The 24036-nt window shown below is 40.9% G+C and carries 17 protein-coding genes; all 17 read left to right on the plus strand.

The features are described 5' to 3' along the window. Positions 1–50: 50 nt before the first annotated feature. The 17 genes from GKC25_RS07870 to GKC25_RS07950 all read left to right on the plus strand — a co-directional run bounded on the left by GKC25_RS07870 (position 51) and on the right by GKC25_RS07950 (position 23899). Positions 51–1280, plus strand: a complete 1230-nt coding sequence (locus tag GKC25_RS07870) for an MFS transporter (protein ID WP_223249876.1) — start codon at positions 51–53, stop codon at positions 1278–1280. A 317-nt stretch (positions 1281–1597) separates the two neighbouring features. Beyond that, positions 1598–4714, plus strand: coding sequence for an MMPL family transporter (locus GKC25_RS07875; protein WP_095285184.1), 3117 nt, complete (start codon positions 1598–1600; stop codon positions 4712–4714). A gap of 144 nt (positions 4715–4858) precedes the next feature. After that, positions 4859–6139 carry an EF-P 5-aminopentanol modification-associated protein YfmF gene (gene yfmF / locus GKC25_RS07880; protein ID WP_187704509.1) on the plus strand — a complete coding sequence of 427 codons (1281 nt, stop codon included), beginning with the start codon at positions 4859–4861 and terminating at the stop codon, positions 6137–6139. Continuing rightward, positions 6136–7428 (plus strand): EF-P 5-aminopentanol modification-associated protein YfmH, encoded by a 1293-nt coding sequence (yfmH, locus tag GKC25_RS07885; RefSeq protein ID WP_095285186.1) that lies wholly within the window; start codon positions 6136–6138, stop codon positions 7426–7428. The genes yfmF and yfmH overlap by 4 nt, the downstream gene beginning before the upstream one ends. 152 nt (positions 7429–7580) lie before the next feature. Next, positions 7581–8057, plus strand: a complete 477-nt coding sequence (locus GKC25_RS07890; RefSeq protein WP_012010014.1) for a MarR family winged helix-turn-helix transcriptional regulator — start codon at positions 7581–7583, stop codon at positions 8055–8057. Then, positions 8035–11154 (plus strand): MMPL family transporter, encoded by a 3120-nt coding sequence (locus tag GKC25_RS07895; RefSeq protein WP_187704510.1) that lies wholly within the window; start codon positions 8035–8037, stop codon positions 11152–11154. Before GKC25_RS07890 ends, GKC25_RS07895 begins: the two co-directional genes overlap by 23 nt. Positions 11155–11185: 31 nt before the next feature. Next, positions 11186–11914, plus strand: coding sequence for an elongation factor P 5-aminopentanone reductase (gene ymfI / locus GKC25_RS07900; RefSeq protein WP_034662220.1), 729 nt, complete (start codon positions 11186–11188; stop codon positions 11912–11914). Positions 11915–11987: 73 nt separating this feature from the next. After that, on the plus strand, positions 11988–12245 hold the full coding sequence (locus tag GKC25_RS07905; RefSeq protein WP_003211590.1) for a DUF3243 domain-containing protein: 258 nt from the start codon (positions 11988–11990) through the stop codon (positions 12243–12245). Between the two features lie 131 nt (positions 12246–12376). Next, entirely contained in the window at positions 12377–13168 is a 792-nt protein-coding gene (locus GKC25_RS07910) for a DUF3388 domain-containing protein (RefSeq protein WP_003211480.1), read from the plus strand. Between the two features lie 23 nt (positions 13169–13191). Then, positions 13192–14103, plus strand: coding sequence for a helix-turn-helix domain-containing protein (locus GKC25_RS07915; RefSeq protein ID WP_034662218.1), 912 nt, complete (start codon positions 13192–13194; stop codon positions 14101–14103). Between the two features lie 75 nt (positions 14104–14178). Then, positions 14179–14760, plus strand: coding sequence for a CDP-diacylglycerol--glycerol-3-phosphate 3-phosphatidyltransferase (gene pgsA, locus GKC25_RS07920; protein WP_034662216.1), 582 nt, complete (start codon positions 14179–14181; stop codon positions 14758–14760). A 16-nt stretch (positions 14761–14776) separates the two neighbouring features. Then, the gene (locus GKC25_RS07925; RefSeq protein ID WP_034662214.1) at positions 14777–16027 is read left to right on the plus strand and encodes a competence/damage-inducible protein A; all 1251 of its coding nucleotides are present in this window, start codon (positions 14777–14779) and stop codon (positions 16025–16027) included. Positions 16028–16203: 176 nt separating this feature from the next. After that, the gene (recA, locus tag GKC25_RS07930; RefSeq protein WP_034662211.1) at positions 16204–17244 is read left to right on the plus strand and encodes a recombinase RecA; all 1041 of its coding nucleotides are present in this window, start codon (positions 16204–16206) and stop codon (positions 17242–17244) included. A 500-nt stretch (positions 17245–17744) separates the two neighbouring features. Next, positions 17745–19307, plus strand: coding sequence for a ribonuclease Y (rny, locus tag GKC25_RS07935; RefSeq protein ID WP_003211958.1), 1563 nt, complete (start codon positions 17745–17747; stop codon positions 19305–19307). 88 nt (positions 19308–19395) lie between these two features. Next, positions 19396–20190, plus strand: a complete 795-nt coding sequence (locus GKC25_RS07940; protein ID WP_034662209.1) for a TIGR00282 family metallophosphoesterase — start codon at positions 19396–19398, stop codon at positions 20188–20190. 201 nt (positions 20191–20391) lie between these two features. Then, the gene (gene spoVS / locus GKC25_RS07945; RefSeq protein ID WP_003211281.1) at positions 20392–20652 is read left to right on the plus strand and encodes a stage V sporulation protein SpoVS; all 261 of its coding nucleotides are present in this window, start codon (positions 20392–20394) and stop codon (positions 20650–20652) included. Positions 20653–20854: 202 nt separating this feature from the next. Beyond that, positions 20855–23899 carry an efflux RND transporter permease subunit gene (locus GKC25_RS07950; protein WP_342689957.1) on the plus strand — a complete coding sequence of 1015 codons (3045 nt, stop codon included), beginning with the start codon at positions 20855–20857 and terminating at the stop codon, positions 23897–23899. Positions 23900–24036 lie beyond the last annotated feature (137 nt).

Consider the following 24036-nt stretch of genomic DNA (forward strand, 5'->3'; position numbering starts at 1 on the left):
CGTAAAACTTGCCACACTAATACGTAACAGTATATAGAATTGGGTGAATGATGTTGGGCGAGAAAACAGTCAGTAAAAAGAATATTATTGCATTATCATCAGTGCCTCTAATCATGACACTTGGGAACTCGATGTTAATACCTGTATTGCCAGAGATAGAAAAGACACTCTCCATCACTTCCTTTCAAGTCTCCCTCATTATTACGGTATACTCTGTTGTAGCGATCTTATGTATTCCAATCGCCGGCTATTTATCGGACCGAATCGGGCGTAAAAAGGTACTCCTGCCGTGTCTGTTAATCGCAGGTCTTGGTGGGGCTGTGGCAGCAGTTGCCTCAACGATCATGAAAGAACCCTACATGTGGATTCTATTTGGAAGGGTCCTTCAAGGTGTTGGCTCAGCCGGGGCAGCACCTGTCGTGATGCCGTTTATAGGAGATTTGTTTCATGATGATGAAGAAGTAAGTGCGGGACTTGGCGCCATCGAAACCTCTAACACAGCTGGAAAGGTATTAAGCCCGATTATTGGGGCGCTTCTAGCTTCATGGTTTTGGTTTGTGCCGTTTTGGTTTATTCCGTTCTTTTCAATCATCAGCTTTCTCATGGTACTGTTCATGGTAGAGTCCGCGAAAAAAGAGGAGGACCCGCCTACATTCAAAGAATTTTTAAAATCAACAAAGACCATTTTTAAACATGAGGGACGCTGGCTTTATGCCATTTTTGCAATTGGCGGTTTTATTATGTTTCTTCTTTTTGGTGTGCTTTTTTACTTATCTGATAACCTTGAGGCAGCTTATCAAATTAAGGGTGTCAAAAAAGGGCTCCTGCTTAGTATCCCGCTCCTTTTTCTATCCATCAGTTCATACATTGCTGGGAAAACGATTGGAAAAGAAAAAGGGAAAATGAGAATCTTTATAATCGTAGGCATGGCCTTGTTATCACTTTCCTATATGTTTTTATGGTGGAATCACAGCTTTTACGTATTGTTTATCTGTTTAAGCATTGGCGGTGTTGGCATCGGTATTGTACTGCCTGCACTTGATGCCCTGATCACAGAAGGAATCGAAAAAGAGCAGTGCGGAACCATTACGTCATTTTACAGCAGTATGCGTTTTATCGGTGTCGCTTTAGGACCTCCGATTTACGCCTATCTCATGGATAAAGGGGACTCCATCGTTTTTATTCTCTCGACCATTTGCAGTCTTATTTCACTATTTTTGGTCCTCTTCTTCATCCAGCCAGATGAAAAGGATGAAAGTGAACAATTAAAAACGGTTTAATCTAGAAAAAAGACGGTATTTTGCCATCTTTTTTCTTTTTTATAAATTGACATGTAAAATTTTGATAGTTAAACTAATGTATAGTAATATCTTTTAAATTATCCCAAATAGGAGGTGTTCAAAAACATTCATTTTCTGTCTTTCTTCAGGCAGAAATTGAGCTCGCGTGCTGATGATGAATATGTGTTTCTTCAACACGAAAAGACAATTGAATAGGTCATCCTGCCATTAGCACGTTGAAGGAGACGCAGTCAGCACTTCAGACACGCTCAAATACAGCAAATTGATTGATGAACTAGAAGGAGCTTGAAGCAGCTATGTTGCAAATAATTAAAGCAAGATGGATTGTATTAGTGGTGTGGATGATAACAGCTGTGATTCTGTTTATTACTGCGCCTAATTTAGAGGAATTAACAAGAGAAAAAGGGCAATTAAAGGTTCCGGAGGGGACACCAACAGCTGAGGCACTTCACTTATTGGATAAGCTATCAGATCATAACGGGAAAAAAGATACGGGTGTCATTGTATTCTCCGAACAACATCTGTTCCCTGAGAAAGAGCAGGAATTAAAAAAGGCTTTATCTGCACTCATGACTCATGCCCCAGACCTCCACATTGACGGAATTACTTCGTATTTTCATGTAGATCCGGACATTCAAAAACAACTTTTATCAAAGGATAAAAGTACACTTCTTGTTCCATTCAAATTCGACCACTACGAAACAAAAGCTGTGAAGATTAAAGAACAAATTGAGGAAGTTTTAAAGCCCTATCATGTCTCATATGAAATGACGGGTCAAAAATTTGTGGATTCAGATGTCATTAAAAGCTCTCAACAAGGTCTGAAGAAAACTGAACTTATTACGATGATTTTTATTTTCTTTATTTTAATCATTGTTTTCAGATCGATTTTGGCACCTGTTGTTCCGCTCATTACGATCGGCATTTCTTATGCCGTCAGCCGGTGTATTGTGGCTTTTCTAGTAGAATATATGCAATTTCCTCTATCTAATTTTACTCAGATTTTTATGGTAGCTATTATGTTCGGTATAGGAACAGATTATTGTATTTTGCTGTTAAGCCGTTTTAAAGAAGAGATCGGTCAAGGTCGTGATGTCAAAGAGTCGATTATCATCACATATAAATGTGCAGGGAAAACGGTCTTTTTCAGTGGCTTAGCCGTGTTAGTCGGCTTCTCAAGCATTGGGTTTGCCAAATTTCAATTGTATCAATCAGCTGTTAGTGTTGCTGTTGGAGTTGGCATACTGCTGATTGCCCTAGTCACCATCGTTCCCTTTTTTATGTCTGTTTTCGGACAATCCCTTTTTTGGCCATCTAAAAGAGAAAACATTCGCCACCCGCAAAGTAAAATGTGGGAATGGGCTGGGCGTTTTTCATTTAAAAGGCCGCTGATCAGTTTAGGTTTAGTTGCACTAATTACTGTGCCTCCTATTTTGATGTACGACGGAACTCTTTCTTATAACAGCTTAAATGAGATTGGGACAAAGTATGAATCAGTGTCTGCATTTAATACGATATCAGAGCAATTTGGCTTTGGGGAAGCGCTGCCCCTGAATGTACTTGTTGAAAGTGACAATAAGTTAGATAACCAAGAAAAGATTGTCATGATTGAAAAACTGACCCGTAAATTAAATGACATTGACGAAGTAAAAACAGTCCGCAGTGTCACTAGGCCTGTTGGAGACGGGCTAAGTCAGCTTTACGTCACCTCTCAAGCAAAAGAGCTGGGAGGAGAACTTGGCAAAGGCCACGAAGGAATCGGGAAAATTTCAGATGGCCTGACCGAAACAAATCTTGCCCTTCTTAAACAAAAACCAAAAATTCAAGAATCCGCTAAAGGCATTGACCAGCTGATTGATGGAACAAAAGCGATCAAAAGCGGAATTGGAGAAGTAAGGGAGTCCTTGATCTCTTTAGAAGATGGGGTAAGGCGCAGTAAAGATGGCGTCGGGACCATCCGAAGTAAAATCAAAGAAGCAAAAAAGGAATTAGAGCAAGAATATCGCAGCAGTGAAGTGATGATTCAAGAGCTTAAGCGAATGGTGAGTACGCTGGAACGTCATGCGAAATCGAATCAGCAGCTGATGACCACCATTAAAAAAGTAAAAAAATCCTATGAAAATGTATCGTTTGAAGCACTTGAAAAACGGCTTCCAGAAGTAAAAGATATGGATGAATATAAAGAAATCAAGAAAGTATTCAAAGACACAAAAGGAATGCTTGATCAAGCAGGGGACCAAATGAGTGTGTATGAAGAGGAAGCCTCTCACTTTAAACAAAAGATCAAAAAAGCAGATCAAGTAATTCAAACCTTATCAAGCAAGCAAAAAGACGTAAAACGCCAAGTGCAAGCACTCATGGACGGGCTCGATCAAATTTATGACGGTCTTGAACAAACAAATGAAGGACAAAAACAATTGATCAAAGAAATGCCTAAAATTGAAGATGGAGCAGATCAGCTGACAGACGGCCAAAAAGCCATCAAAAAAGGATTTAACCAGCTTTCATCAAAACTCACATTGTTAACAGATGGTTTAGATGAAAGTATTGAAGGGCTCGAGCAGGTCAAAAGCGGCTTCACAGAGGCGGACGGCTACTTAAAGCAGCTTCAGCAAGCGCCAGATGAAGAAATAACGGGCTGGTTTATTCCAGAAGACGTGCTGAAACGTCATGAATTTAAACAAATCTTTCATACGTATATGTCTCCAGATCGTAAATTAACAACCTTTGAAGTCATATTAAATGTGAATCCATACAGCAATGAAGCGATGAAAGGCGTTGCGAAAATTGAGGACACCCTTGATCAATATTTACCTGTCAGCGGGTTAAAGAATGTAAATTACGGTGTGTCTGGTATCTCAAGTTTAAATGTAGATTTAAAAGAAACATCTGACGGTGACTTTATTCGAACGGTCATTTTCATGTTAATTGGCATCTTTATCATTTTAATTATATTATTACGGTCAATCGTCATGCCGATATACTTAACACTTTCACTTATTTTAACGTATTTTACATCCATCGGTTTAACTGAATGGATCTTTAAAACCTTTTTTGGCTACGACGGTGTCAGCTGGGCTGTCCCATTTTTCAGCTTTGTCATTCTTGTCACCCTTGGCATTGATTATTCGATCTTTCTGATGGATCGCTTTAATGAATGGAAGGGAGAGCATGTGCAAGCATCAATGATATCAGCGATGAGAAATATGGGTTCCGTCATTATTTCAGCAGTCGCGATATTAGCGGGGACCTTCGCCGCCATGCTGCCGTCTGGTGTATTATCACTTATTGAGATTGCAACGGTCATACTCATTGGACTTTTATTATATGCTTTTGTTGTATTGCCGCTCTTTATCCCGGTCATGGTTCGTATTTTCGGTAAATGGAATTGGTGGCCTTTTAGAATGAAATAACACCGGCGTCTCTGCTTATAGCAGAGGCGTTTTTATTTCCTATCCTTTCCTCTGATTGATATAATGTCTATTAAATGGCTGTTTCACGTATATATCAGCTATGTTCTAATACATAATAAATAGGATGAACAAAGGAGGTTTCTCATGACGTACTTACAAGAGAAGACACTAGACACACCTGGTCTTCATACTCATATTGTCAAAACAGAAAAATTTAAAACGGTCACAATTCTTTTTAAAATGCTTGCGCCTCTATCGAAAGATGATGTCACCATGCGTTCACTTTTCCCGCATGTGCTGTTAAGAGGAACAGAGAAAATGCCGAAAACGGGAGAATTGCGTGCTTATTTTGATGAGCTTTATGGTGCAACTGTTTCGGCAGACATGGCGAAAAAAGGGGAAAATCACATCATTACCTTCCGCCTGGAAATGGCGAATGAAAAATATTTAAAGGATCAAACCCCTTTACTAGAAAAAGGAATTGCTTTACTATCTGATCTACTATTCCATCCGTATGTTGAAGATGGAGCGTTTAGTCAATTATATGTAGATCAAGAAAAACGTACTTTAAAACAGCGAATTCAAGCAGTGTATGATGATAAAATGCGTTACTCGAACTTAAGGCTTGTGCAGGAAATGTGCAAAGGTGAACCATATGCACTGCACGTCAATGGAGAAATGGAAGATATCGAAACGATCACAGCTCACTCGCTTTTTGAAGCTTATGAGCATGCGCTTCAATCAAATCAGCTTGATCTTTATGTTGTGGGAGATGTTGACGAACAAGACATCAGCCGAATGGTCTCTCAATACTTCAAAACAAGTGATAGAGAACCGGTCAAACAACACGCTGACTCAACAAGAACGCAAAAAGAAGCAAAAGAAGTCATTGATGAAGAGGACGTGAAGCAAGGCAAGCTGAATATCGGCTTTCGCACGCATACGACGATTGCAGATGAAGATTATCCGGCGCTGCATTTGTTTAATGGCATATTTGGCGGCTTCTCGCATTCGAAGCTATTCATCAATGTTCGGGAAAAAGCAAGTCTTGCGTACTACGCTGTGTCTAGACTTGAGAGCTTTAAAGGCTTGATGATGGTCATGTCAGGAATTGAAGTCGGCAACTACCGGCAGGCAGTAGACATCATTAAAGAACAATTTGAAGCAATGCAAAAAGGTGATTTTTCAGATGAAGCGATTGACCAAACAAAGGCTGTCGTCAAAAATCAGCTGCTTGAAACGATTGATACATCTTATGGGACAGCAGAATATTTGTATCAGCATGCCGTTGTGCCAACAGGGGAAACCCTTGATTCCTTTTTAGAAGCATTAGACCGAGTGACAAAAGAGGACATCATCAAAGTGGGTCAGAAAATCGAATGGGATACGACCTATTTTCTTAAAGGAACGGAGGGTGCTTCATGACAGTGAAAACAATTCAATTCGACCAGCTGCAAGAAACGGTCTATCACGAAAAAATGGAGAGCGGACTTGACGTCTATGTGCTGCCAAAGCAAGGGTTTAACAAAACCTATGCGACCTTTACAACCAAATATGGCTCTGTCGATAACGAATTTGTGCCGCTTGGCAAAGAAGACATGATTCGAGTGCCTGACGGAATTGCCCATTTCTTAGAGCATAAACTGTTTGAAAAAGAAGATGGAGACGTATTTCATACATTTAGTAAGCAAGGAGCATCCGCAAACGCTTTTACAACGTTTACGAGAACAGCTTACTTATTCTCAAGTACCTCAAATGTCGAACAAAACCTTGAGACACTCATTGATTTTGTTCAAGAGCCTTATTTTACTGAAAAAACGGTCGAAAAAGAAAAAGGCATCATTGGCCAAGAGATTAACATGTATGATGACAATCCGGACTGGCGTTTATTCTTCGGTCTGATTGAAAATCTATATCAAGAGCATCCCGTGAGAATTGATATTGCTGGAACAGTAGAAAGTATTGCTCCGATTACAAAAGATCATTTGTATGAATGCTATGAAACGTTCTATCACCCGAGCAATATGCTTCTATTTGTTGTCGGTCCCGTTGATCCAAAGCAAATATTAGATCAAGTCAGAGCGAATCAGGCGAAAAAGCCATTTACAGACCAGCCAGAGATCAAACGAAAAGACATCAATGAGCCTGAAGGTGTGTACCGAAAAGAATACGAACTTCCTATGAACGTACAAGGCTCGAAATGTATGTTCGGGTTGAAAACAAAGAATCCTCATAAAAAAGGAAATCAGCTGCTAAAACATGAGCTCGGGATGAATCTCATTTTAGAGACGCTGTTTGGTAAAAGCTCCTTACAATATGAACAAATGTATGAAAAAGGCTTAATTGATGAGACCTTCAGCTACGATTATACGGAAGAAGGCGGCTTTGGCTTCACGTCCGTTGGCGGAGATACAAATGATCCTGATCAACTGGCAAAAGAATTAAAAGAAACCCTTCTTCAAGCAAAGAACCTGATGTCAGAAGAAAAAATTGAGCTAGCGCGCAAGAAGAAAATCGGCAGCTTTTTAAAAGCCATGAACTCTCCCGAATACATTGCGAACCAATTCACTCGATATGCATTTTTAGACATGAGCTTATTTGATGTCGTGACCATGCTGGAACAAATCCAATTAGCCGACATTCAGCAAATTTTAGAGGAAGAAATTGATGAAGAACGGATGTCCGTTTTCAAAGTCGTCCCGAAAACAAAATAAATAAAAAAAGACAAACTCAGATCAAATGAGTTTGTCTTTTTTATGTCTAATTGATAAAAGCATGTTATTAGTGAGGATTTTCATTGACAATCAATTTGTTCGTTAGTTAAACTCTTTAATAGTTAAACACTTAAACTAAAAAGGAGCAGCGTATGGAACAAAATAAAATTGCACAGCTCATTCAGAGATATGCAGACGTCTATCTCATGATGGAAAAAAAGGTATCGAGTATGATCACGGAAAAGCTTGATAAAGAGCTGACGCTTGATCAGTATTACTCGCTTCGATACATCAATTTACATCCTGGATGTACATCAACTGACCTTGCAAATGTATGTAATGTGAACAAAAGTGCTGTAACCTCCATGACAAATCGTCTTTTTACGAAAAACTATATTGTCCGTGAGCACGATCAAGCCGATCGAAGAAATGTTCACCTATACGTCACGCCAGAGGGCAAAGACGTGGTCAGCCGAATGGAAAAGCAGCTTCAGGATCTAGTTCGATCTTATTTTGAAAAGCTGGAAGAAAAAGAAATGGAATCATTTATTCAAACATATGAAAAGATCTATCAAGTGATCATCGAAGAGGAGGCACAAAGTACTAATGAGAGCAATCATAAAGGGTAGATGGCTGATCACGATTCTATGGATCGTATTAGCGGCAGTGTTACTCATCACCGCTCCTAATATGGCGCAATTAACAAAAGAAAAAGGGCAAATTTCTGTACCAGACGGCTATCCGTCCTCATATGCGGATCAGTTATTAAAGAAAATGTCTGAAAACGGCGATACAGAAAAATCAATCGTCATTGTCTTTCAAGAAAAGAACATCGTAAAAGAAAGAGAAACATCTTTAAAAAAGGCAATGGAGATTATAGAAAAAGATCAAGATCTTCATGTAGAGGACATCACTTCTTATTTTGAAGCCAATAAAGATATCAAAAAACAAATGCTCTCTAAAGATGAAACAACGCTTCTTGTTCCAGTTACATATGACTCAAACAAAATCAAAGCTTCTGATTTTAAAGAAAAAGTCAATGAAAAGCTGAAGAGCTTAAATCTGACATTTGAAATGACAGGACAGCCATTAATTGATGATGATGTGATCACAAGCTCGCAAGAAGGTCTGAAGAAAACAGAGTTCATTACGATTGGGTTTATTCTCATCGTCCTTGTCCTTGTCTTTAGATCAGCTGTGGCGCCTTTCGTTCCGTTAGTCGCAGTAGCTCTGTCTTACTTGGTGAGTCAATCCATCGTGGCTTATTTAGTCAAATATCTCGACTTCCCGCTCTCGACCTTTACCCAAATCTTCATGGTCGCGATCATGTTTGGAATAGGAACGGACTACTGCATTCTGCTTCTCAGCCGCTTTAAAGAAGAGATCGCACACGGTAAAGATAAAATTGAGGCGATTCTGATTACGTATAAAACAGCAGGAAAGACCGTTTTATTCAGCGGAATTGCTGTGCTGATCGGTTTTACCTGTATAGGCCTGGCGCAATTCCAGCTCTATAAATCAGCTGTTGCAGTAGCAGTTGGTGTCGCTGTGCTGATTGTGGCGCTTCTCACGATTGTTCCGTTCTTTATGGCGGTTTTAGGAAAAGTGTTATTTTGGCCGATTAAAGGTGATATTGCTCATCCGCAGTCAAAAATGTGGGAAACAGCAGGACGCTTTTCCTTTAAGAAACCACTTTTTAGTTTATTAATCGTAGGAATCATTACGCTTCCGCCCATTCTCATGTATAAAGGAACGCTTTCGTATAACAGCTTAGATGAAATCGGTAATAAATACGAATCAGTCAATGCATTCAATACCATTTCTGACAAATTTGGGCCAGGAGAAGCACTGCCGGCAACGATTGTCGTGAAATCAGCTGATTTGTTAGACAACAATAAAGGATTGATTGCCGTTGAAAAGCTCAGCCGTGCAATTGAACAAACAGATGGCGTAAGTAAAGTGAGAAGTGCGACACGTCCTGTCGGTAAAGGGCTGAGTGATCTGTACGTGAAATCACAAGCCAAAGAGCTGAATACCGGACTTGATAAAAGCAATGAAGGCTTGAAAAAAATCCAAGATGCACTGACGACAATGAGTAAATCTATTGAAGATCAAACGCCGCAGATCAAATCATCTGGAAAAGGCATTAACCAGCTGATTTCTGGCACTGAATCAGTACAAACAGGCATTCAAAATGTCGAGAAAATGTTAAGAAAACTGCAAAGCGGAATCGATCAAAACAAAAACGGTGTAGCAGAGATTAAAGAAAAAATTAAAAGTGCGAAAAAGGAATTAACGGCTCAAGTCGCACAAGTGAATCAGCAAGTGTCGCTGTATAAAAGCATTTCCAAAGAATTAAAGGCAGCATTAGCGCAAGTTGATACGTCATCCTCTGCCGCAGCGGATGTAAAAGCATTAATCACACAAGCAAATAAACAATTTAGTACACTCGAAAAACAAATTCCGCAGGTAAAAGAAAATCAATCGTATCAAGCCATCAAAGCTTCATATAATGAACTTTCTACGACCTTGCAAGAAGGGGCGAAACAGGCAGACAGCTATGCCAAACAAGCAAAAGAAGCCAAAAAACAGCTTGAAGCAGCGGATGCCTTTATCGCAAAAGCTTCAGAGCAGCAGAAAGTCTTGACGAGTCAAATCGATGAGCTCATTGCTGGCTTAGACGCAATTGAAACTGGACTTGATCAAACGTCTAAAGGTCAAGGACAGTTAGCTGATAATATGCCGAAGCTTGCAAATGGAGCTGGCAAAGTGATTGATGGTCAAAAACAAATGAAAGAAAAGATTGGCGGCTTTGGTGATGACCTGACCAAGCTGACAGATGGGCTGAACAAAAGCGCAAGTGGACTGGAGAAAATTTCAAGCGGGTTAATGGGTGCAGGTGACTACTTAGACGAACTGAAAAATGCACCAGATCAAGACATGGCCGGCTGGTTTATCCCAAAAGACGTGCTGAAAAATAAAGCATTCAAGCAAGTATTTGATTCATACATGTCGGATGACCGCAAGATGACAAAAATTGATGTCATTTTAGAAAAAAATCCATATGGCAATGAAGCCTTGTCGACGATCAAACAAGTAGAAGCTTCTGTCGAGCGGGCACTTCCTGAAACGAACCTAAAAGATGCATCATTCGGCGTTTCAGGTGTATCAAGTATGAACGCTGATTTAAAACAGCTGTCAGACCAAGATTTCAATAAGACGGTTCTTTACATGATGATCGGTATTTTCCTCATCCTGGTGATCCTGTTCCGTTCGCTTGTTATGCCGCTGTACTTGGTAGGTTCACTTATTTTGACTTACTTTACAGCTATCGGGATGACAGAATTTATTTTCACCCATTTCTTCGGATACCCGGGCATTAACTGGGCTGTTCCATTCTTTGGATTTGTCATATTAATGGCGCTCGGAGTCGATTATTCGATTTTCTTAATGGAGCGGTTCAATGAATACAAAACAAAAGACATTCAGTTTGCTATGACCGAATCAATGAAGAATATGGGCTCTGTCATTATGTCTGCTGCTGTTATTTTGGCAGGAACCTTTGCAGCAATGCTTCCTTCAGGAGTGCTGTCTCTCCTGCAGATTGCAACACTTGTTCTAACAGGACTTTTGCTGTACGCACTTGTTGTGCTACCATTGTTCGTACCTGTGATGGTGAAATTGTTCGGATCAGCTAACTGGTTCCCATTTAAACGAAAAGAATAGATATTTCAAATAGAAAGTAGGAATCCATGTGATGAGTCGTTGGGCGCTGATAACAGGTGCCAGTGGCGGGATTGGGCAGGCTGCAGCCAAAAAGCTTGCCCAAAAAGGCTGCCACGTGATGCTCCATTATCACAAAAATGAACAGGCAGCCGTGCAGCTTGCCGCTCAGCTGGAAGAAACATGTCATATTCAGACGCACGTCGTTCAAGCGGATTTAGCTAAAATGGGCGGAGCAGATGAGCTCGTCAGCCGTCTGCCTGTATCCCCAGATATTCTTGTATTAAATAGCGGTAAAAGTCATGTCGGATTAGTGACAGATACAGAAAAAGATGTATTAGCCAGTATGGTGCAGCTGCATGTCACAAGTCCATATGAGCTCACCCAACACCTATTGCCAGCCATGATTCAAAAAAAAGCAGGTCATATTGTTGTAGTAAGCTCGATATGGGGAGAAACAGGTGCATCGTGTGAAGTGCTGTACAGCATGGTGAAGGGAGCGCAAAATGCGTTTATTAAAGGTCTGGCAAAAGAGCTTGCCCCAAGTGGAATTAGAGCAAATGCTGTTTCGCCAGGTGCTGTCCGTACAGACATGATGAAAAGCTTCACACAAGAAGATATTGCAATGCTTGAGGAAGAAATCCCGCTTGGCCGGCTTGCATCACCTGAGGAGATTGCAAATGTCATTTGGTTTCTCGCCTCAAAGCAGTCAAGTTATATGACAGGTCAAATTTTATCCGTTAATGGCGGCTGGTACTGTTAAAAAACGTGTATAATTCGTCTCTCCATGACAAAAGCTATGGCTGTAATTCATCTTTTCGAATGGAGGAATCGACATGTCAGTACTTGAGAACTGGGACCATTGGAAAAACTTTTTAGGTGACCGTTTAAATCATGCGCAGGATAAAGGTTTAAAAGATGATACCATCAATAACCTTGCGTATGAAATTGGCGGATATTTAGCTAACGAAGTTGAAGCAAAGAACGAGCAAGAAAGAGTACTTGCTGACCTTTGGAGCGTTGCATCAGAAGATGAGCAGCGCGCTATTGCCAATATGATGGTCAAGCTGGTTGAAAATAATAGCTCGCACTAAACAAAAAGAGGGGTCGTTTGTGCCTCTCTTTTTATTTTAACCGTTTAGCAACATTGTGCTTTCTAAAAATGTGAAAATGCTTTATGATAAAGGAAGGTAAAAATTTGCCACAATGAAGGGGGTAATATCATTTGGCAAAGCTCGAATGGTATTTTGAATATGAGATACAGGTAAACCGTCCCGGACTATTAGGAGACATTTCTTCTCTAATGGGGATGCTTTCAATTAATATTGTGACAATTAATGGTGTTGATGTATCAAGACGCGGAATGCTTTTGCGCTGTGACCACACAGATCAAATTAAGCGCCTTGAATCAATTTTAAATACAATGGAAACGATAAAAGTAACGAAATTAAGACAGCCAAAACTTCGTGACCGCTTAGCGGTTCGTCACGGCAGATATATTCAGCGTGATGCGGATGACAAAAAGACGTTCCGTTTTGAAAGGGACGAGCTTGGTCTTCTTGTAGATTTTATGGCTGAACTATTTAAAAAAGAAGGACATAAATTGATTGGGATTCGCGGGATGCCGCGTGTCGGAAAAACAGAATCAATTGTGGCTTCAAGTGTATGTGCCAGTAAGAGATGGCTTTTTGTATCGTCCACTCTTTTGAAACAGACGATCCGAAGTCAGCTGATTGCGGATGAATACAGCCCAGATAACGTCTTTATTATTGATGGGATTGTGTCGACGCGAAGAGGTTCTGAGAAGCACTTGCAGCTTTTAAGAGAAATTATGAGACTGCCGGCAACGAAGGTGGTTGAGCATCCAGACATCTTTATTCAAAATTCAGAATATACAATGGATGATTTCGACTATATCATTGAATTGCGTAATAGTGCAGATGAAGAGATTACATATGAGCACGCTGAAGAACCACAAGTGTTTGATCATTCTGGTTTTTCTGGCTTCGATTTTTAATATGGTAATGGTAGGTGTTTGTTTTGACTGAATTGGGAAAACGGCTCATTGAGGCCAGAGAGGAAAAAGGGATGTCGCTGGAGGATCTTCAGACGGTGACCAAAATCCAAAAGCGCTACTTGCTAGCAATCGAACAAGGAAACTATGATATTATTCCAGGTAAATTTTACGTCAGAGCGTTTATTAAACAATATGCCGAAGCCGTTGGACTAAATCCTGAACAATTGTTCGAAGAATTTCGTAAAGATGTACCGAGCACGTATAACGATGAAGTATCTGATAAATTAGCAAATATTAAGCCGCAAAGAGAGCTGCCAAAGCCTGCCTCGAAGGTGCTTGAGCTGCTGCCGACCATCTTGATTATTGGAGGCGTCCTTGTGGTCATCGCGATCATTTATGTAATTGTGCAGGCGGTCAATCATGATAGCGGGCAGAAGAACAATCAGACGGCTCCTCAGCAGTCAGAATCTAAATATGAAGTATCTGAGGATTCATCTCTTGCAAAGGATCAAAAGAAAAAAGAAAAAGCTTCGTCAGATGATCAAGAAAAATCACTTAAAAAAGATGACTCATCAAAGGATTCATCCAAAGACGATGAAACGGTCTCTTTGAAGGCAACGAATACGGAAGGCTCAACGACAACGTATGAAGTGTCAGGTGCAGATGAGATGGAGTTAACCATTTCTGCAACAAAAGCTTCATGGCTGCGCGTCAGAGACGAATCTGGAAAAGTGCTGAAGATGGGTGAACTAAAAGATGGCGAATCGTTTAAAACAGACTTGTCTGAGCTCTCTCAGGTCGATATCCGTCTAGGCAATGCGACTGGAATTGATATCAAGGTGAATGACGAAACGCTTAAGTACGAATTAGACCCTAAAAACACCATGACACAAAACATTGTGATTGTGAATAAAGGAAAGGAAAAGTCATCTTAAGCAAGTAGATGACTTTTCTTTTGTTCCTACTATTATATATACATAAAAAAATGGCTTATTGGAGGATTGAATTTCATGTTTAACTTACCGAATAAAATAACTCTTTCTAGGATCGCCTTGATCCCTGTTTTTATGATCATTATGCTTGCACCTTTAGATTGGGGTGTTGCGCGTTTTGGTAACGTCAGCATCGAAGTGACGCATCTTGTTGGAGCAATTCTGTTTATTGTCGCTTCGACAACTGACTGGATTGATGGGTACTATGCGCGTAAACTGAACTTAGTGACAAACTTTGGTAAATTTTTAGATCCGCTTGCAGATAAATTGCTTGTTTCAGCTGCTTTAATTATACTTGTTCAATACAACCTCACACCGGCATGGATGGCGATTGTGATCATTAGCCGTGAATTTGCTGTAACCGGTCTAAGGCTTGTATTAGCCGGAGGCGGTGAAGTGGTAGCAGCTAATATGCTTGGAAAAGTGAAAACATGGGCGCAAATCATTGCGATTTCAGCACTTCTATTGCATAACCTGCCATTTGAACTTGTATCATTCCCGTTTGGTGACCTTGCGATGTGGGTAGCAGTGTTCTTCACTGTTGTGTCAGGCTGGGATTACTTTGCAAAAAACTGGGAAGCTTTAAAGAATTCTAACTAAAAAGGACGTGTACGCTTTGAAGTCAGAGAGAAAAGCAGAAATTATTGCAGTCGGGTCCGAACTTTTGCTAGGGCAAATTACGAATACGAATGCACAATTTATCAGCAAACAGCTAGCTGAAATTGGTGTGAATGTTTATTACCACACAGCAGTTGGTGACAATCCAGAGCGTTTAAAAAGGGCCATTCAAGTGGCGCAGGAAAGATCGAATTTTATTATCTTCTCAGGTGGTCTTGGACCAACCAAAGATGATTTAACAAAAGAAACCATTGCGAGTACGCTCGGAAAAGAGCTCGTGCTAAATGAAGAAGCATTTGAATCCATTCAAGACTACTTTCGAAAGACTGGACGAGACATGTCGCCGAATAACCGTAAGCAGGCACTCGTTCTAGAAGGATCTGATGTGCTCGTAAACCGGTTTGGGATGGCCCCAGGTATGTTTATTCAAGAAGACGATACATTTTATATGTTGCTTCCTGGACCGCCAAGTGAACTGCATCCGATGTTTGAGAACGAGGCGAAGCCGCTGATTTCTGAGAAACTGGGTTTAAAGGAAAAAATCGTGTCTGTTGTTCTCCGCTTCTTCGGAATCGGTGAATCACAGCTTGAAACAGACCTAGAAGATTTAATTGATGCTCAAACCAACCCGACGATTGCACCTCTCGCATCTGACGGTGAAGTGACACTTAGGCTCACGGCTAAGCATGAGGATGAAAAAGAAACGGAGCGTCTGTTAAAAGAAACAGAAGCGAAAATTTTAGCGCGGGTAGGTGAGTACTTCTACGGGTATGATGATACATCACTTGTCCGTGAAGCTTCCAAGGCCTTGCACGAACACGGGAAAACAGTGGCAGCGGCTGAGAGCCTGACTGGCGGAATGTTTTCTGAATGGCTGACAGATCTTGAAGGTGCATCGTCGATTTTTAGCGGCAGTGTCGTTTGTTATACAAATCAAGTCAAACAGCAGGTGCTTGGCTGCCGGGAGGAAACGTTGTCTTCTCATGGTGCTGTCAGCAAAGAGTGTGCTCTAGAGCTTGCTGAAGGTGCTAGAAAGCTCGCGGGAAGTGATATTGGCATTAGTTTTACGGGTGTAGCAGGCCCTGATACCCACGAGGGACAGCCTGTCGGAAAAGTGTTCATTGGGCTATCTACGAAAGACCATACAGACGTGTTTGAATGGATGTTTACAGGAAGCCGGTCGGGCATTCGAAAGCGCGCTGTGAAATACGGTCTGCATCACTTGCTCAATTTATTAAAAGAGAGTTAATTTTGTTTTTTGTTAGGTTTACTCCTTTATAAAAGAGTGTTTTTTCTAATAGAAATCACTCTTTTCTTAAAAATCTGCCAAGAAAAAATCGAATATGTGTTCGTTTTTTTCTTGGCAAATGACGTAAAACAAGGTATAGTATAGATAGTGGAATTGATAAAGGAGGAAACAATAGAATGAGTGATCGTCAAGCAGCCTTAGATATGGCTCTTAAACAAATAGAAAAACAGTTTGGTAAAGGCTCTATTATGAAACTAGGAGAGCAAACAGATACACGCATTTCAACAGTACCGAGTGGTTCGTTAGCACTTGATACTGCACTTGGAATAGGTGGATATCCTCGCGGCCGTATTATTGAAGTATATGGTCCAGAGAGTTCTGGTAAAACGACAGTAGCACTTCATGCCATTGCTGAGGTTCAGCAGCAGGGAGGACAAGCTGCATTTATCGATGCAGAGCATGCGCTCGATCCAGTTTACGCTCAAAAACTAGGTGTCAATATTGATGAGCTGTTACTTTCTCAGCCTGATACAGGAGAACAAGCACTTGAAATTGCAGAAGCTCTTGTCCGTAGTGGTGCAGTTGATATTGTTGTCATTGACTCAGTAGCTGCTCTTGTACCAAAAGCAGAGATTGAAGGGGACATGGGTGATTCACATGTTGGTTTACAAGCACGTTTGATGTCCCAAGCACTTCGTAAACTATCAGGTGCCATTAATAAATCGAAAACCATTGCCATCTTTATTAACCAAATTCGTGAAAAAGTTGGGGTCATGTTCGGTAACCCTGAAACAACGCCAGGTGGACGTGCGCTTAAGTTCTATTCGTCTGTTCGTTTAGAAGTGCGCCGTGCTGAACAGCTGAAGCAGGGCAATGACATTATGGGGAATAAAACGAGAATTAAAGTGGTGAAAAACAAAGTAGCACCGCCATTCCGTATTGCAGAAGTAGACATTATGTACGGTGAAGGAATCTCAAAAGAGGGAGAAATCATCGACCTTGGAAGCGAACTAGATATCGTACAAAAGAGCGGTGCTTGGTATTCTTATCAAGAGGAACGTCTTGGGCAAGGCCGCGAAAATGCGAAACAGTTCCTTAAAGAAAACAAAGATATTCTTCTCATGATTCAAGAACAAATTAGAGAGCACTACGGTTTGGACACAAACGGAGTGAAAGCAGCTGAAGAAGAAGAAGGACAAGAGGAATTGGAAATTTAAAGACTAAAAGACGCTGAAAAGCGTCTTAGATGGTTGACAAAGGGCTAAAATGATCTTTATTTTAGCCCTTTGTCTTCTTTTCAGCGTGATAGAAAACCTTTGAAGTCTAGGAAGGGCGAGTACCGGAGCGGAGCGAATTAAACATTCGTGAGCACCGGAGCGCAGACCTGACACCGAATGCGAGGGTTTGTCTACACGCTAAAGACGCTGAAAAGCGTCTTTTTTTTACATTTACATGACAGCTAGCAGGTCAAAAGTTCTGTCTTTGCTTGAAATAACGACTTACGCCTCAGTCTGACTAGCTTGACAAGTATTTCCGACACAATTACAATGGGAATGTATCACTTGTTTTTCTTAACATGATTGATAACTAATTTAAACTTGACAAGGGCAGTGAGGATCTCATTCCCTGTGAAGGCCCTGTATGTTGAGACACAAAACAATGTACATGCCGACACTTTATTTGTAAAACCAAGTTCATAGCAAGAGGAGGTGAAAATATGTCGCCTACGATGTTTACGATCATCTCCATTTTGCTGAGCCTAATCTGTTTAGTTGTTGGCTACTTTGTTCGTAAAACCATTGCAGAAGCAAAAATATCCGGCGCAAGAAACATGGCCGAACAAATTGTTGAGGATGCAAAGCGTGATGCGGAAGCATTGAAGAAAGAAGCGCTCTTGGAAGCGAAAGATGAAATTCATTCCTTTCGTGTAGAGGCGGAGCAAGAAGTTCGTGAAAGACGTAATGAGCTTCAAAGACAAGAAAACCGTTTACTTCAAAAAGAGGAAAATCTTGATCGCAAAGACGAATCTTTAGATAAACGGGAGTCCCTGTTGGAGAAGAGAGATCATTCTCTGAATGAACGACAACAACATATTGAAGAGATGGAAAGCAAAGTGGATGATATGATTCGTTTGCAGAAAGCCGAGTTAGAACGCATTTCTAGTTTAACTCGAGATGAAGCGAAACAAATCATTCTGGATCAAGTTGAAAATGAGCTTTCCCACGACATTGCAGTCATGACGAAAGAATCTGAAAACCGAGCGAAAGAAGAGGCTGATAAAAAGGCGAAAAACATTCTTTCACTTGCGTTACAGCGTTGTGCAGCTGATCATGTAGCTGAAACGACGGTATCTGTAGTCAATCTTCCAAATGATGAGATGAAAGGTCGTATTATCGGACGTGAAGGACGAAATATCCGTACGTTAGAGACGTTAACAGGTATTGACTTGATCATAGATGATACACCTGAAGCTGTTATCCTATCGGGCTTTGATCCGATTAGACGTGAAACAGCGAGGATAGCTCTGGACAAGCTAGTCCAGGATGGCCGCATTCATCCTGCACGAATTGAAGAAATGGTGGAAAAATCACGCCGTGAAGTCGATGATTATATCCGTGAGATGGGTGAGCAAACGACATTCGAAGTCGGAGTTCACGGTCTGCATCCGGATCTCATCAAAATTCTCGGTCGCTTAAAATTCCGTACAAGTTATGGACAAAATGTCCTGAAGCATTCAATTGAGGTTGCACATCTTGCAGGTCTCATGGCTTCAGAGCTTGGAGAAGATGCAAAGCTTGCAAAACGAGCAGGTCTTCTGCATGACATTGGAAAAGCCATTGATCATGAAGTAGAAGGAAGCCACGTAGAAATTGGCGTTGAGCTTGCGACGAAATATAAAGAGCATCCTGTTGTCATCAACAGTATTGCCTCTCACCACGGTGACCAAGAACCGACATCTATTATCGCTGTTCTTGTTGCGGCAGCAGATGCATTATCTGCAGCACGCCCTGGTGCAAGAAGTGAGACGCTTGAAAATTACATTCGGAGACTTGAGAAATTAGAAGATATCTCTGAATCTTATGAAGGTGTTGAAAAATCGTTTGCGATACAGGCTGGACGTGAAGTACGTATTATGGTGAAGCCAGATTCAATTAATGATCTTGAAGCTCACCGTCTAGCAAGGGATATTCGTAAGCGGATTGAGGACGAGCTCGATTACCCTGGTCACATTAAAGTGACGGTCATTCGAGAAACTCGCGCAGTAGAGTATGCAAAATAGAGCGGTGCGCTTAGCGCCGCTTTATTTTTTTGTGTAAATATGCAACACTGATAAGAAGTCAATTTATAAGAGAAAGGGTTCAAAGCGCATGAAAATATTATTTGTTGGAGATATCGTCGGTTCACCTGGACGAGACACACTGAAAGAATACTTGCCAAAGTTGAAGAAGAAATATCAGCCCCACTTTACCATTGTCAACGGAGAAAATGCTGCTCATGGGAAAGGGATAACTGAAAAAATCTATCATGAGCTGCTGCAAGCAGGAGCTGACGTGCTTACAATGGGCAACCATACATGGGATAAAAGAGACATTTTTGATTTCATCGATGACGCAGCCAACATGGTTCGTCCGGCGAACTTCCCAGAAGGCACACCTGGTAAAGGTCTTACGTTTATAAAAAAACAAGGAAAAGAACTGGCCGTCATCAATTTACAAGGACGCACTTTTTTACCGCCAATTGACTGCCCGTTTCAAAAAGTAGACGAGTTAATTGCGGAAGCATCCAAACGTACACCGTTCATTTTTATTGATTTTCATGGTGAAGCCACAAGTGAAAAGCAAGCGATGGGCTGGTATACAGACGGCCGTGCATCATGTGTCGTTGGAACGCATACACATGTTCAAACAGCAGATAACCGCGTTTTGCCAAAAGGAACTGCGTATATTTCAGATGTGGGAATGACAGGACCTTATGATGGCATTTTAGGTGTTGATCGGGAGACGATTATTAAACGATTCAAAACGAGTCTTCCAGTCCGTTTTGAGATTGCAGAAGGACGCACAACACTAAGTGCAGTAATCGTAGAAATTGACGAACAGTCGAAAAAAGCTGTCAAAATTGATCGAATTTTGATAAATGATGACCATATTTTCTTTGAATAAATGTTCACATATTTATTTCAGAAAAATATTAATCAGAAAGAAGGAATATGCGCCCTCTATCGTGAATATAGTAAAAATGGTAGGTAGCCTGCTATTTTTGAAAAACATTTTGGGGATGGATTTTCAAAAAATAGCATCATCTAACAAAGATTGTTCTAATGAACACTCACTTATCCATTGTAAATTTAAGGGGGAGCAGAAATGGAAATTTTAAAAGTTTCAGCAAAGTCAAATCCGAATTCAGTAGCAGGAGCATTAGCAGGCGTTTTACGTGAACGCGGTGCAGCGGAAATACAAGCAATCGGCGCTGGAGCGCTGAATCAGGCGGTCAAGGCTGTAGCCATAGCAAGGGGATTTGTTGCACCAAGCGGAGTGGATTTGATATGCATTCCAGCCTTTACTGACATTCTTATCGATGGAGAAGAAAGAACAGCAATCAAATTGATTGTTGAGCCGCGATAATTCTAATTTTATTATTTTCAACCTGCTTACATCATGTGAGCAGGTTGTTTTTGTTTACCACTATACATTTCTTATATAACATATTCAGTTCATGAAATAGATAAAAATGACATATTAGAGCTTGCATTTTTTCACCAGAATGATAAATTAAGATGAAGTTAAAAATACTTCATCAAAAATAAATATTTAAGTAGGTGAAATAATGATTGAAGCTTTTTTGAAAAGAGGAAAGCTTGTTTTTATTTTATTTTTTATTGTTCTCATTGCTGGCGGCTATTTATTCGCGCAGCTCCCTAAACGAGAACTGCCAGAATTCCAAGCGAATATCGTCACGATTTCCACCGTGTTTCCTGGTGCGGATGCAAAACAGGTGGAAAGTAATGTAACCAATAAGCTCGAATCAGCCATATCTGATATCAATGGTGTAGAGAAAACGAGCTCTGTTTCTGCCATTGGTTTTTCAAATATTGTGCTTGAAATTGATGATCAAGCCGACTTTCAAAAGGTGGCAAGTCAAATTAAGAATGAAACCAGGAGTGCTGCGTCGTCCTTTCCTAATGGAGTGATGGAGCCGGATGTAAAGGATGAGTTCGGCAACGTGCCGGTTGGTTCTTATATGGTTGTGGCGAGTCAATTAACGGACTTGGCAAAAAGTCAGGAATCGCTGCGTGCGTTGAAGGAAAAGGTTGAGGACATCAAAGGGGTAGACAGTGTCGTCATCAAAGGATTCAATGACAAACAAGCGGTATTAAACTTAGATTCAAGTAAATTGGAGGATGAAGGGTTAAATGTAACGGATGTCACAAATGCCATCAATCAGGAATTTGACACATCTCCACTAGGCGACATTCGGGCAGGCGGCGAGAAGGTTAAGCTGTCCATTGATGCCTATGACCGTTTGGATCAAGTGAAAAAGATTGAGCTTTTCTCCAAAACGAACCGTGAGCCGGTCACAATCAGTCAGCTTGGCAGCTTAAAAGAAGTAGAAAAAGAGAAAAGTGACATTGTGTCGTATAACGGAAAGCCCGCCTATTCATTTACAGTCAATATCAAACCCGGGCTGGATATTCCTAAAATGTACGACAAAGTCAGTGATGTTATTAAGAAAGAGAAGCAGCTTCCAAATGGTGTGGAGTGGGTAGACTACTATTCACAAAAAAGTGATGTGGATGCTATTTTTAATGATTTGATAAAAGAAGCCATTGTTGCGGTCATCGCTGTCATTATCGTCACCACACTTGGTCTTACCATTGGCGGTGCGTTCATCGTTTCACTTGCCATCCCATTATCGATCACAATCGGAACGATTCCGCTGCCATTTTTACAAGTAGACCTCAATCAGATTTCGATTATCGGCTTTATCATTGCCCTAGGAATACTTGTCGATGATGCCATTGTCGTCAACGATAATATTTTAAGGCAGATGAAAAAATACGAAAGTCCGCTTAAAGGAACGATTGCAGGTGTGAAAGAAGTTGCAGGGTCTATTTTGACTTCAACACTTGCGGTTGTGTTTGCTTTCTTGCCACTTGTTTTCTTATCAGGTGCAAACGGTTCATTTATACGAGCATTACCGTCTGTCCTAGTCACGACTGTACTTGCGTCTATGGTGATTTCTCTGACACTAGTGCCAGTCTATCAATATACCGTGAACCGAAAAAGAAAGAACAAGAAAATTCAAAAAGAGCCAGGATTCCTAGGCAAACCGTTAAAAAAATTAGCTGATTTTTATGCAGACCGTGTGCTGACGAACATTGTGGAGCGTCCGCTGCTTATTGGCCTAAGTGGTTTGCTCGTTGCAACGCTTGCCTTTTTACTGATTTTCGTCACACCATTTGAATTTTTCCCTGCAGCGAATAAAAAAGAAGTGGTTGTCACTGTCACTCTTCCAAGTGAAACAACATTAGACAAAACAAATGAAACATTAGAGAAAATAGAACAAGAGATGAAACAGCAGAAAGGCATTGAAGAGACGGCGATCTTTGCAGGCGGCGGTGTACCGAACCTGTTTAATGAAAGTATCTCAAATTCAAGTGATCATACTGGTCAAGTTGTCGTGAGAGTAGACAATGATCAAATGACGAGTAAACAATTGATAGATCGTATGACAGAGCCATTGCGTAAGAAATTCAAAGATGCTGATATTTTTATGAAAACCATTGTTCAAGGGCCGCCAACCGGTGCGCCTGTGACAGTAACCATTGCGGGTGACTCTTTTGCAAAGCTCATTAATATCAAAGAAACGCTCACAAGTGAAATGAAAGAAAAAGGAGCGAGCTTGATCACTGACGATGTCAATCAGCCGGTAAAAACCATCTCCTTTGAGTTAAACCGTGACCGAATGGCAGAGGATGGTCTCAGCGCTCAGTTTGTCAGCAAACAGCTCGGTCTAGTGACAGAAGGCATGCCATTAGGCAGCTTTAAACAAGGATCAAATGATATCGACCTAGTGGTCAAACAGGATATGGCTACACACCAAAATGGATTAAAGCTAAAAGAAATAAAAGTGCCTGTCAATTCAAATGAAGGTGGTATGCCTTCACTCGAGCCGCTTAGCCGATATGTAAAAGAAAAAGAAACAGAGCAGTACGAAAGCATTCCACATGAAAATGGAATTCCGACCATTACGCTGAAGGCGTACCCTGGCACGTCAGAGTCGTTTAAAGATGACATGAAAGAAGTCGTCAATCAAGTAGGAAAAACGGATGCAGCGAAGGAGCTAACCATTTCTCAAGGTGGAGAAAATGAAGATCAAACCCAGTTCTTTATTGAAATTAGTCTCTTATTTGGGGTTGTCTTGCTGCTCATTTATGTGACCATCGCTTTTCAGTTCAATTCATTGATGCTTCCATTGTTAGTTCTAGGTACGGTTTACTTAGCGATATCTGGAGCTGTAATAGGACTGTTTGTCACACAAACACCGTTCAGCTTCATGGCAACAATGGGAATTGTCTCATTAGCTGGTATCGTGGTCCGAAATGCGGTTGTCTTGTTCGAATTTATTGAGCAGCGGCGTAAGCAAGGATTCGATCAACAGACAGCTGTCATTGAAGCGGGAAGAGCTAGGATTAGGCCAATTTTACTAACAGCATTTACAGCACTGGTTGCCCTTATGCCTGTAGCATTAAGTAATGATCCGCTCTTTAAGCCGCTGGCAATCTGCATAGTTTCGGGTGTCTTTTTCTCAACGATTCTCACACTCTTCATTGTGCCAGCCTTATATATTGCCGTTTCAAAAAGACGGTGACGCAAAAAGCAAATCTCCTTCTCTACGGGGATTTGCTTTTTTTTTTAGAAAAATATCCAAAAAATATGTGGAGTGTTCATTTGTCTTTTTACAGTAGACAGTGGTATTTACGTCTAAAATAAGACGTGTTAAAATCT

Source organism: Bacillus pumilus (assembly GCF_038738535.1).
Taxonomy (GTDB): domain Bacteria; phylum Bacillota; class Bacilli; order Bacillales; family Bacillaceae; genus Bacillus.

Coding starts and splice junctions, on each gene's coding strand:
- GKC25_RS07870 (WP_223249876.1), top strand. CDS start 51: ATGTTGGGCGAGAAAACAGTCAGTAAAAAGAATATTATTGCATTATCA.
- GKC25_RS07875 (WP_095285184.1), top strand. CDS start 1,598: ATGTTGCAAATAATTAAAGCAAGATGGATTGTATTAGTGGTGTGGATG.
- yfmF (WP_187704509.1), top strand. CDS start 4,859: ATGACGTACTTACAAGAGAAGACACTAGACACACCTGGTCTTCATACT.
- yfmH (WP_095285186.1), top strand. CDS start 6,136: ATGACAGTGAAAACAATTCAATTCGACCAGCTGCAAGAAACGGTCTAT.
- GKC25_RS07890 (WP_012010014.1), top strand. CDS start 7,581: ATGGAACAAAATAAAATTGCACAGCTCATTCAGAGATATGCAGACGTC.
- GKC25_RS07895 (WP_187704510.1), top strand. CDS start 8,035: ATGAGAGCAATCATAAAGGGTAGATGGCTGATCACGATTCTATGGATC.
- ymfI (WP_034662220.1), top strand. CDS start 11,186: ATGAGTCGTTGGGCGCTGATAACAGGTGCCAGTGGCGGGATTGGGCAG.
- GKC25_RS07905 (WP_003211590.1), top strand. CDS start 11,988: ATGTCAGTACTTGAGAACTGGGACCATTGGAAAAACTTTTTAGGTGAC.
- pgsA (WP_034662216.1), top strand. CDS start 14,179: ATGTTTAACTTACCGAATAAAATAACTCTTTCTAGGATCGCCTTGATC.
- recA (WP_034662211.1), top strand. CDS start 16,204: ATGAGTGATCGTCAAGCAGCCTTAGATATGGCTCTTAAACAAATAGAA.
- rny (WP_003211958.1), top strand. CDS start 17,745: ATGTCGCCTACGATGTTTACGATCATCTCCATTTTGCTGAGCCTAATC.
- GKC25_RS07940 (WP_034662209.1), top strand. CDS start 19,396: ATGAAAATATTATTTGTTGGAGATATCGTCGGTTCACCTGGACGAGAC.
- spoVS (WP_003211281.1), top strand. CDS start 20,392: ATGGAAATTTTAAAAGTTTCAGCAAAGTCAAATCCGAATTCAGTAGCA.
- GKC25_RS07950 (WP_342689957.1), top strand. CDS start 20,855: ATGATTGAAGCTTTTTTGAAAAGAGGAAAGCTTGTTTTTATTTTATTT.